Below are 11,202 nucleotides of genomic sequence, written 5' to 3' on the forward strand. Positions count from 1 at the left end.
TTCTATTCATCCCCCTCTGGGTGCCTGTGCCGCGGGGGATCAAACTGACGGTTACCAGCCAGGGAGGTTACAGTTGGATGTCCCATCCAGCCCAAGTGAGAGTGTCATAGTGCCTGAGTTTCCGTTGTCGCTAGAACAGGCAGAAGTGTTCGCCGCAATCGAAGGAACCCGGCAGAACGTGTTTGTCACCGGGCGGGCCGGCACAGGTAAGTCGACGCTGCTGAACCACCTCTCGTGGAACACCAGCAAACAGATCGTGATCGCAGCCCCCACCGGCGTTGCGGCGCTCAACGTGGGCGGCCAGACCATTCACTCGCTCTTCCGTCTGCCCATCGGCGTGATCGCCGATCACCCGATCGACCAGAACGACCAGGTGCGGAAGCTCCTGAACACCATCGACACCCTGGTCATCGATGAGGTATCGATGGTCAACGCCGACCTGATGGATGCCATCGATCGCAGCCTCAGACAGGCCAGGCAACGTCCGAACGAAGCGTTCGGCGGCGTGCAGATCGTGCTGTTCGGCGACCCGTACCAGCTGGCACCCGTGCCGGGCGATGCCGACGAACGGGCCTACTTCGCCGATACCTACCGCTCCCTGTGGTTCTTCGACGCCAAGGTGTGGCGCGACGCAGAACTGCGCATCTTCGAGCTGTCCCAGGTGCACCGCCAGAGCGATGCCGACTTCAAGTTCATGCTGAATGCCGTGCGGCACGGCCAGGTCACGGCCGAAATAGCCGGAGCGCTCAATTCGATGGGCGCGCGCCCAGCGCCGACCGAAGGCGTCATCACCCTCGCAACGCGCAATGATGCGGTGAACCGGATCAACGCATCCGCTCTGAAACGCCTCACCGGCAAGGCGCTCACTGCCAAAGCGGATGTCACGGGTGATTTCGGCGGTCGCACGTTCCCCGCTGACGAGACGCTTGAGCTCAAGGTCGGCGCGCAGGTGATGTTCCTCCGCAATGACTCACCGGCGGACGGTGGCGTGCGCTGGGTCAACGGGAGCATCGGAACTGTGACCAAGATCGACTCGACTGTGTACGTCGAAATTGACGGGCACACCCACGAGGTCGAACCGGCGGTCTGGGAGAAGCACAAATACAGCTACAACGCCACGACCAAGAAGCTGAGCCGCAACGTCGTGGCCGAATTCACGCAGTTTCCGTTGCGTTTGGCCTGGGCCGTCACGATTCACAAGTCGCAGGGAGCCACGTATGAGCGGGCCGTCGTCGACCTCGGCGCTCGTGCGTTCAGCCCCGGACAGACATATGTTGCCCTCAGCCGGCTCACCAGCCTCGAGGGGCTGTACCTCACGAGGCCCCTGCGCCCGAGCGACATCATGGTGGACGAGAACGTGCAGCGCTTCATGACGAGCACTGCACGCGCAGCCCACATCGTCCAGGGCTAGCTAGGCCGCCGGGTTGAGCGCCGCGATGGTGGCGTCGTAGCGTCCCTCGACCTCGGAGAATCGCAGGAACTTCACGGCTTCCACGAGGATCTCCTTCGCGTCAGGCTGCGATTCCAATAGCGCCATCACCTCGTCGGCGAAGACGTCGAGGGGGAGGAAATGCTCGTTCGCTGACCCACCCTGGATGAGTTCGGTTTGGACGGCCGGTGGCACAAGCTCGATGACCTTGACCGTGGTGCCCGCGAGTTGGAGCCGGAGCGTCTCGCTGAACTGGTGGATGAAGGCCTTTGACCCGTTGTACGTCGGGGTGTGCGCCAATGGAGTGTGGGCGAGGCCGGAGGAGACAGTCATGATGGTCGCGTCGGGGCGCGTCTGAAGGTGCTCGATGAACGCTGCGACCAGACGCAGCGGCCCATTGATGTTGGTGTCGACAATTCGCGCAGCGTCTGCCAGGAAGGTGGTGGCGCGTACGTCCTCGATGGTCATCACGCCAGCCATGGCGACGAGGACGTTGAGGTCGCCGTGCTCGGCCAGCACCTGGTCGCGTGCGGCAAGCACAGACGCCGGGTCGGTGGTGTCGATCGCCACGGTGAGCAGGCCGTGCCGTGTGGCGAGATCCTTCAGCACGTCGGTGCGACGGCCGCCGATGATGACGGTGTTGCCGGCGTCCTGCAGGCGCAGCGCAAGGGCAAGCCCGATGCCTGACGTGGCGCCGGGGATGAAGATGGTGTTCCCAGTGATATTCATGACTCAAGTGTGTGCGGCGGCATCGGGATGCGGGAGAGGAGCTGTTGTCGTAGGACTGCCGCTCCCTGTCTCATGGCCCGGTAGTGACGGATGATAGAGATATGGACCGTCCCGCCCTCGCCGATTTTCTTCGCTCTCGCCGCGAGGGGCTGCGCCCCGAGGATGTCGGGCTCTCAACGGGGCCAAGGCGACGGGTAGCCGGATTGCGCCGTGATGAGGTCGCCGTTCTCACCGGGATGTCGACGGACTACTACGTTCGGCTGGAGCAAGCGCGGGGTCCGCAGCCGTCTGAGCAGATGCTGGCCGCGCTCGGGAGAGCGCTGCGCATGAGCCTCGATGAGCGGGACTACCTCTATCGCCTCGCCGGCCGCGGTGCGCCCTCACGCACTCCGCTCGACACTCACGTGGCGCCGGCACTCCTGCGCGTGCTTGATCGCCTCGACGAGACGCCGGCTCTCATTCTTTCCAGCCTCGGCGAGACCCTCGCGCAGAACAGGTTGGCCGCGGCGCTTCTCGGCGATCATTCCCAATACACGGGCATGGCGCGCAGCAGCGTCTTTCGGTGGTTCACCAACCCCGCAGAGCGCGAGTTCTATCCGCCTGCAGACAGGGCCAGGCAGGGCCAGGCGCAGGTCGCGAATCTGCGAGTCGCATACAGCGCGGCCGGACCACACTCGCGGGCAGGGAAGCTGTTGCGAGAGTTGCTCAGGGTGAGCCCCGAATTCAGCGAGGTATGGGAACAGCAGGATGTGGCCAGGCGCTTTGCCGACCACAAGACGCTTGTTCATCCTGAGCTTGGTCAGATCGAACTTGACTGCCAGGCGCTGTTAACCGAAGACCAGAGCCAGGCGCTCCTTGTGCTCACTGCGACCCCACGGTCGGAGGCATTCGAGAAACTCCAACTGCTCGCCGTTGTCGGTCAGCAGAATTTTGCTGGGTCGCGCTGACGACACCGGATGCCGGGGTTCGGCTCGAAAACGCGCAGCAAGAGTCCCGGCGCAGCGGGCTGGGGCGCGGCGGGCGGATCCTCGGCGGGCGGATCCTCGGCGGGCTGAGCGCGGCGGGCTGAACAGCATTCGTGTCCAGAACGTCACCCCATGGGTGGATGCGCTCGGCGCGTGCGCGGGTAGGCTCCAGTGCAGGGGAATGTACGTCGGGTTTGGGGAAGCCATGGAATTGCAGAAAAAGTGCGCTCGGAGCGCCACATCACTAGCCATCATTGCGATTGTGGGGCTGCTGGTCTCTGGGTGCACGTCGCCAGAAGACATCGCGATGGATAGCCATGGTGACCTGTCGGCTGCCTTTGGGTCCGACGTCACCGACAAGCTGAACACGGCGCTGAGTGACGGTATCGCGCTGTCAGCCGCCTCTGGGGGCATCGCAGAGGTGTGGGCGCCGTGGGGCGGTAAGTGGGTCAAGGCGCTCGGCACAACGACGATCGGCGGGTCGGCTCCCATGGACGCCGATATGCATTTTCGCATCGGCGGTGTCACGAAGCCCATGACCTGCACCGTGCTGCTCAGCCTGGTCGACGCTGGCAAGGTGAAGCTCAGCGACCCGGTGTCGAAATACATGACGCGGATGCCGGGGGCCACGGATTTCACGCTCGGCGAGCTCTGTCAGGGCACGTCGGGACTGGCGGACTACCGGGGAGAGTTGTCGCACCAGTTCGTGCACAACCCCACGCGGGTGTGGCCGCCGCTTGAGGTGCTCTCGACGGGGGCAGCTGCCACCCCCACGGCCGCGCCCGGCGAGGCCTGGTCAGATTCGAACAGCGGTTTCGTGATGCTCGGGCTCGCGCTGCAAGCGGCGACAGGGCAGGACTGGCCGTCGCTGTATGCCCAATACGTGTTCGACCCTGCTGGCATGACCGAGACCTCGCTGCCGCAGCCGACGGACTTCAAGCTGCCCCGTCCGAGCCCGCACGGCTATTCGGCCTCGGTCAACGACGACGGCTCTACCGCCTGCGACCCCATGGTCGACGACACCGAACTGTCGAATTCCATGGACTGGGTGGCGGGGGGAGTCGTCTCCACCGTGTCAGACCTGTCGCAGTGGACTCGCGCGCTCGCCGAAGGGTCGCTCCTGTCACAGGCGTCAGCGGATGCGCAATGGGCGACGATCCCCGAGGGCGCCAGTGCGGCATCCTGGCAGGGCTACGGGCTCGGCGTGCAGCAGATCGGCCCGATGCGCGGTCACAGCGGCTCGATTCCCGGGTTCATGTCGGCGGCATACGCCGACCCGGAGAGCGGGCTGACCGTCGTGGTCGCACTCAACAACTCAACGGCCGGTGCCGAATTTGCCGAGACGCTCGCGGAGCGGCTGGTCTCTGTTGCGGCGAAGGCGCCGGCGGTGGGGAAAGAGCCGGCACCGACGCTGGAGCTGCCATGGTCAGAAGAGCAGACAGACGCTGCCATGCGGGCCGCGGCGGTGTGCCAGCCGGCGGCAGGCTGAGCTGTCGGTTCTTCGCCGATGTTTGGCACGATCTCGAGGGCAGCGAGTGCTGTCGTTTCCCTAGTGTTGGACCATGACGATTGAGCCTGACACCAAAGATTGGACCTGGGTGCTTGAGCGCCCCTGCCCCGAGTGCGGTTTTGCCTCCTCCGACGTGTCGTTTGACGAGATTCCGCAGCTGATCAGGTCGAATGCGGCAGGCTGGCTGCCGGTTCTCGAGCGAGCGGATGTCGCGGTGCGCCCCGACGACCACACGTGGTCTGCGCTCGAGTACGCCGCCCATGTGCGGGATGTCTTTCGCACGTTCACCGGGCGGCTCGCCCTGATGCTCAGCGACGACAACCCACTCTTTCCCAATTGGGATCAGGATGCGACGGCTGTCGCCGAGCGGTACAACGAGCAAGACCCGGCGGTTGTGTCCGTCGAGCTCGCGGAGGCCGCTGAAAATGCAGCCGTCGCGTTCGGGGCAGTGCCGGTCGGTGACCGTGAACGGCTCGGACGCCGCAGCGATGGTGCAACCTTCACGGTGACGACCCTCGGGCAGTACTTCGTGCACGACCCGACACATCACCTGCACGACGTCGGCTAGCACCGAGGTTGGCCAGGAGCGTGGCCAGCTAGAGCGGAGCGGTCAGCGCCCGCACGATGATCGGCAGTGTGCGCGTCGCGTACGGCGACGTGGCGACGTTCGGCGATTCGTCGTTGGACAGGATCGACTCCTGCATCGCCGACTCGCAGACATCGATGATGAGCCGCGTGGCATCCGCTGAATCCATGATGAACTTCAGGCCGATGCTGGCGAGCCCTGCGTCGAGCTGGTCGGCCAGGCGGTGCCAGAAGTCTCGTTCATACGCGAGGAACCGGCTGGACTGGCTGGCATCGCGCATGGCGTTCAGTCGGAATTCGGACTGCATGAGGGTCCAGCGGCGGTCGTCCATCTGCAGTTTCAGGAACTCGGTGACCACTGCCTCCACGGTGAATGCGCTCGGTCCGGCCGACGCATCAACGCGGGGCAGGATCTCGTCGATACCGTGCTGCAGGTCGTCGAAGCGTGCGAGCATCTCTCGCTCGGCGAGCGCGAAGAACAGCTCTTCCTTCGAGTCGAAGTTCGAGTAGAAGGCGCCGCGGGTGAAGCCGGCGCGCTCAGCGATCATTTCGACGCTTGCGGCGTGAACGCCGGTCTCGGCGAACACCTCATATGCCGCCTGCAAGAGTCGCTCGCGGGTCTTGCGTCTTCTGGCGCTCTCACCTTGGACGAGCTCTGGGGCCAAATCGTGCTGCATCCTGACACCTTATAGAGAGTAGATTGCGATACACCAGTGTATCGAATGGATTGATCTTCTGGTATGCCGGTGATTTGCTAGGAGCACGTCGCGCGTGCTACCCCGTGTCGACAACGTGCAGCTCCCGCCAGAGGAGACCTCGTGTCCTCACTGCTGTATTCGCTCGGTCGGTGGGCCTTCGCGGCCCGATGGCTGGTTCTCGGGTGCTGGATAGCAGTGTTGGCCCTGATCGGCGGGGGAGCGGCGCTCATCAACCAGGGCCTCGACAACGCGATCACCGTACCGGGAACTGAATCGCAGGAGGCACTCGACACCCTGTCGACCACGTTTCCGCAGGTGAGTGGCGCGACAGCCCAGATCATCGTCGTCGCACCATCAGGTGGCGCCGTCACCGACCCGGCGATCACCACTGCCATTACGGATGCCGTCGCCGAGCTCAATCAGGTCGACCAGGTGTCGAAGGCCACGTCGCCGTTCGATCCGGACGTTGCCGACGCGGTCAACCCCGACGCATCCGCTGCCCTGATCAGCATTCAGATGGACGATGTCGTCGCCCGCATCACGGACGACACCACGCAGGCGCTCGAGACGGAGGTCGCAGCACTGCAGAAGGCGCTGCCCGCAGGGGCGGTGGTCTCGCTGGGTGGACAGGTGTTCAGCCAAAGCCTGGCCGGGGTGAGCCTCACAGAGCTGATCGGCATCGCGGTCGCCCTGGTTGTGTTGATCGTGACGTTCGGCTCACTGATCGCCGCCGGCATCCCGCTGATGACGGCATTCCTGGGCGTGGGAATCTCCATCTCGCTGATCTACGCCGCCACCGCGTTCGGTCCGATCACCTCGACGACCACGGTGCTCGCGCTGATGCTGGGGCTGGCCGTTGGCATCGACTACGCGCTCTTCATCATTTCCCGACATCAGGAACAGCTGGGCGACGGGCTCGATGTGCGGGAATCGGCTGCCCGTGCGGTCGCGACAGCCGGATCTGCCGTCATCTTCGCCGGGCTCACCGTGATGATCGCGCTCGTGGGGTTGAGCGTCGCCGGCATCCCGTTTCTCACCACGATGGGTATCGCCGCCGCTGTGGGGGTTGCAATCGCAGTGCTCGTCTCGCTCACGCTCATTCCCGCGCTGTTGGGCTTCGCAGGGGAACGGCTGCGACCCAAGCACCGGCGCACACCGCGCCAGCGCCGCGCACGCAAGCGCAGGGGGAGCGGGCGCGAGCAAGCGAGAGCGGATGCCGGTGGGGCGGCATCCGCTGCGACTATGGCCGGCGCGGATACGGCCAGTGCGGGCGCTGCCGGCGCGGTCACTGCCGAGCCCGCTACTGCCGTGAACGAGTCTGCAGATGGTGAGCCGGCATCCGGTGAGGCTGGGCGTGGGCCTGAAGCCGAGGTGCTGCCTCAGCCGAAAGCCAGGAACCGCTTCTACCGTGGCTGGGTGCGGGCCGTCACGCGGATTCCGCTGCTGACCATGATCGTCATCGTCACGGTGATCGGATTCGTGGCCGCCCCGGCGGTCGGGCTCAGGCTTGCCCTGCCGGACGCCGGGTCGCTGCCAGAGGATGACCAGGCACGCGTGACCTATGACCTCGTTTCGGAGTACTTCGGACCCGGCTTCAACGGGCCGCTCATCGTGACGGGCAGCGTCGTGTCGAGCACGGACCCCGTCGGCCTGATGGACAGCCTTGGCGCGGAGATTGCCACGCTCCCTGGCGTGGCCGCGGTGCCGCTGGACACCCCTAACCAGTCGGGGGACACCGGCATTGTGCAGGTGATTCCGACGGGAGGGCCTGACTCAGAAGAGACGAAGGCGCTGGTCAACGAGATTCGGTCGCAGCATGACCACTTCGAGCAGGAGTACGGCGTCTCGCTCTCGGTCACCGGTGTGTCAGCGGTCGGTATCGATGTGTCTGACAAACTCGCCGGCGCGCTGATCCCGTTCGGGCTGATCGTGGTCGGCCTGTCGCTGGTGCTGCTCACCATGGTGTTCCGGTCGATCGCCGTGCCCATCAAGGCCACACTCGGCTACCTGCTCAGCGTGGCGGCCGCCTTCGGCGTCGTGTCGTTCGTCTTCGAGGACGGCTTCCTGGCCGACGCGCTCAACGTGGCAGAGATCGGCCCAGTGATCAGCTTCATGCCCATCATTTTGATGGGCGTCCTGTTCGGCCTCGCGATGGACTACGAGGTGTTCCTCGTGGCCAGGATGCGGGAAGACTACGTGCACACCGGCAGGGCCAGGCAGTCCGTGCTCACCGGTTTCGTCGGCTCGGCAAAGGTCGTCACGGCGGCCGCGATCATCATGATCGGCGTGTTCGGGTCATTCGTGCCGGAGGGCGACGCGAACATCAAGCCCATCGCGCTCGGTCTGGCCGTCGGCGTCTTCGTCGACGCCTTCCTGGTGCGCATGACATTGGTTCCCGCCGTGCTCACGCTGCTGGGCGAGAAAGCCTGGTGGATGCCGGCCTGGCTCGACAAGGCGCTGCCGGAATTCGACGTCGAGGGCGAGGGCCTCCGCGCCGAAATCGAACTGCGCGACTGGCCGGAGGCAGGCTCTCGGCACGTCGCAGACGCCGAGGGCCTCACCCTCACCGTTGACGGGATCCCGCTCTATTCCGACGTGGCATTCTCCCTGCCGGAGAACGGCACGCTCATCGTTGAAGGGCAGCAAGCCAGCGTGACCGCCCTGCTTCTGACGCTGTCCGGCCGCGCTCGCGCCGATGACGGCCGCCTCAAGGTGGCGGGTTTCGTGTTGCCGGTGCGCGCGGCATCCGCTCGATCGCTGGTCGCTTTTGCCTCCCTCGAACGATCCATCGATCCGGTCGGCGAGGTCGCAGCCGCCCTGGACGAGAAGCCCCTCATAGTCGTGGTCGACGGCATCGACCATGTGACGGATGCCGCGGCCAGGGCCGATATCGGCAACCTGCTGGTCGTCGCCGGCGTTGCGGCCAACCAGGCGGGGCGCTCATTCGCCATCGCCATCGGCACCGTCTCCGTCGACAGAATCACCGACATTCTCCCTGGCGCAGACACCGCTGAGATCGTCACCGTTGCGACGACGGGCGAATCCACGACCGACCAACCGACAGAGGTGAGCGCATGAGCACCCCACTTGCACGACTTGGTTTTACCCGACCAAACGGCGCAGTGAATTGGCTGAGCATCATCGGACTTGTGCTGGTGCCACTCGTCGTGGCCGGCATCCTGATCTGGTCGTTGTGGAACCCGGCTGACCGTCTCGACCGGGTCAACGCGGCCATCGTCAACAACGATGCCCCCGTCACCATCAACGGCCAGACGGTTCCGCTCGGACGGCAACTCGCCGCTGGCCTCGTCGACGGCCCCGGGGCGTCGACGGCGCCCGGTTCGACGAGCACGCCTGGTGCCTCGAGCACGCCGGGATCATCAAGCACACCCGGCGCCTCGAGCACGCCGAGCGCGACGGGAACGCCGACTGCAACGAGCACGCCAACGTCCGCTGGTTCATCCGCGGGGTCATCCGGTCTCTCGGCTGACAGCGCGATGAACTACAACTGGGTCATCACCGATGCGGAGGACGCGCAGGCGGGGCTGGCCAGCGGTCGGTTTGCGGCGGTGATCACGATCCCGGAGAACTTCTCTGCCGCGGCAACGTCGTTCTCCGGTCCGGCCGCCAACGCAGAGCAGGCCACCATCACCGTGACAATGGGCGATAAGAGCACGGTCGTCGACAACGCCATCAGCCAGATCATCACCTCGACGGCCGCCAGCGTGGCGGGCAACCAGCTCACGACCACGTACCTGGAGAACGTGTACACGAGCTTCAACAACCTGGGTGACCAGCTCGGGCAGGCGGCAAGCGGGGCCGACTCGCTGGCGGCCGGCACCACGTCGCTCGACAGCGGGACAGCTGAATTGGCTGCGGGGGCGTCGAGCCTGGCGGCCGGGGCGACGAGCCTCTCTGCCGGAACCGACGAGCTCTCTGGCGGGCTCGACCAGCTGGCCGCAGGACTCACAACGCTGCAGAAGCAAACGGCGTCATTGCCGAGCGCGACCAGCCAGCTCGCGGCCGGCGCGACAGGGGTGGCGACAGCACTCACCGACGTCAACGCCGCCCTCGTGCAGAAAATCACGGCGGTTGAATCGCAGCTCGCGCAGGCAACGATGAAGGCGCAGGCAGTGTGCGCGCCAGGGCGCATCGCAGACGCCTGCGCCTCACTGCAGTCCGACCTCGCGGCGGCGACTACCGATGTGGCAGCGCTGAAGGCGGTTGCGTCGCTGGCCGGTCTGGCCACGGCTGCCGACCAGGTTGCCGCAGGGGCGACGCAGCTGGCCACCGCGATGCCGGCCGTGACCCGCGGAATCGGCCAGTCGGCATCCGCTGCCACCTCGCTTGCCGCCGCAGGCGAAACGATCGACTCGGCCGCTGCAGAGGTCGCGTCCGGCGCCGATTCAGTGTCAGACGGCGCGCAGTCGGTCGCCTCTGGCGCCTCCAGCGTGAACTCAGGGGCGCAATCCCTCGATGCCGGCCTGGCCAGCGCTGTCGCGCAGCTGCCGACATACACCGACAGCGAGAGCACGCACCTGGCCAGCGTTGTCGCGGAGCCGGTCGTGGCAACGGATGCCGGGGGCCTGGGCATTGGCACGAGCAGCGTTCCGTTCTACGCCACGCTGGCCCTCTGGCTGGGGGGACTGGCGAGTCTGATCGTGTTGCGCGCGGTGCCGGCGCGGGCTCTTGGCTCGACCAGGTCGTCGCTGATGCTGGCCGTGCGAGCCTGGATTCCGCTCGCAATTGTCGGTGCAGCGCAGGGGCTGCTGGTCACCGGCGTGCTGTCGACGGTGCTCAGCCTCGACCTCAGCGGCTGGTTTGTGTTCGCGGGCATCGCGATGCTCGTTGGCATCGCCTTCGGCGCGGCGAATCAGGCGCTGGTTGCCCTGTTCGGCGGTGCCGGCCGATTCGTCTCCATGATCGTCGCGCTCGTGCTGATCGGCACGAGCATCATCTCGACGGTTCCGGCCGTGCTCACCTCTCTGCTCGGCGTCTTGCCGGTGCGGCCGGCGCTCGATGCCTTCCAGGCGGTCGTCAGCGGGGGGAGTGGCGGTGGGGCGGTGCTCGGCATCCTGGTCTGGGCAGCGGGGTCGCTGGCGGTGACGACGCTGGCGATCGCGCGGAAGCGCAGCGTTCCGGCGAAGGACCTGGTCTCTGCTGCGACGTGACCCGGGCGCCGCGCGGCCGCGAGCCGAATCCTGGCGCGCGATTTTCCGTCAGGCGCGCGAAATACCGCGCGCCTGAGGGAAAACCGCGCGCCCAGATGAAACCGACGTGGCAAAT

At 65.9% G+C, this 11,202-nt stretch carries 8 protein-coding genes; 6 read left to right on the forward strand and 2 right to left on the reverse strand.

Features of this window, described 5'->3' with window-relative positions:
- Positions 1-109: 109 nt before the first annotated feature.
- Positions 110-1,411, forward strand: a complete 1,302-nt coding sequence (locus AC25Y4_RS14045; protein WP_488121038.1) for an ATP-dependent DNA helicase — start codon at positions 110-112, stop codon at positions 1,409-1,411.
- Here AC25Y4_RS14045 and AC25Y4_RS14050 read toward each other — a convergent pair whose 3' ends face one another.
- Complete coding sequence (locus AC25Y4_RS14050) at positions 1,412-2,158, reverse strand: SDR family oxidoreductase (RefSeq protein WP_488121039.1); 747 nt, start codon at positions 2,156-2,158, stop codon at positions 1,412-1,414.
- A gap of 101 nt (positions 2,159-2,259) precedes the next feature.
- Between AC25Y4_RS14050 and AC25Y4_RS14055 the strand changes: the two genes are divergently transcribed.
- The 3 genes from AC25Y4_RS14055 (at position 2,260) to AC25Y4_RS14065 (ending at position 5,201) form a co-directional block, all read left to right on the forward strand.
- Positions 2,260-3,105: a helix-turn-helix transcriptional regulator gene (locus tag AC25Y4_RS14055; RefSeq protein ID WP_488121040.1), complete on the forward strand. Its 846-nt coding sequence runs from the start codon at positions 2,260-2,262 to the stop codon at positions 3,103-3,105.
- A 223-nt stretch (positions 3,106-3,328) separates the two neighbouring features.
- Positions 3,329-4,612: a serine hydrolase domain-containing protein gene (locus AC25Y4_RS14060; protein ID WP_488121041.1), complete on the forward strand. Its 1,284-nt coding sequence runs from the start codon at positions 3,329-3,331 to the stop codon at positions 4,610-4,612.
- A gap of 73 nt (positions 4,613-4,685) precedes the next feature.
- Positions 4,686-5,201: a DinB family protein gene (locus AC25Y4_RS14065; protein WP_488121042.1), complete on the forward strand. Its 516-nt coding sequence runs from the start codon at positions 4,686-4,688 to the stop codon at positions 5,199-5,201.
- Positions 5,202-5,229: 28 nt separating this feature from the next.
- Here the strand turns inward: AC25Y4_RS14065 and AC25Y4_RS14070 are convergent, their stop codons facing one another.
- Positions 5,230-5,895, reverse strand: coding sequence for a TetR/AcrR family transcriptional regulator (locus AC25Y4_RS14070; protein WP_488121043.1), 666 nt, complete (start codon positions 5,893-5,895; stop codon positions 5,230-5,232).
- A gap of 141 nt (positions 5,896-6,036) precedes the next feature.
- Here AC25Y4_RS14070 and AC25Y4_RS14075 point away from each other — a divergent pair, with 141 nt between their 5' ends.
- Together AC25Y4_RS14075 and AC25Y4_RS14080 are read left to right on the forward strand one after the other, a co-directional pair.
- A complete protein-coding gene (locus tag AC25Y4_RS14075) occupies positions 6,037-8,994 on the forward strand; it encodes an MMPL family transporter (protein WP_488121044.1) in 2,958 nt (985 codons plus the stop codon).
- Positions 8,991-11,087: a hypothetical protein gene (locus tag AC25Y4_RS14080; protein WP_488121045.1), complete on the forward strand. Its 2,097-nt coding sequence runs from the start codon at positions 8,991-8,993 to the stop codon at positions 11,085-11,087. Before AC25Y4_RS14075 ends, AC25Y4_RS14080 begins: the two co-directional genes overlap by 4 nt.
- Positions 11,088-11,202 lie beyond the last annotated feature (115 nt).

Source organism: Leifsonia sp. Y878 (assembly GCF_057669685.1).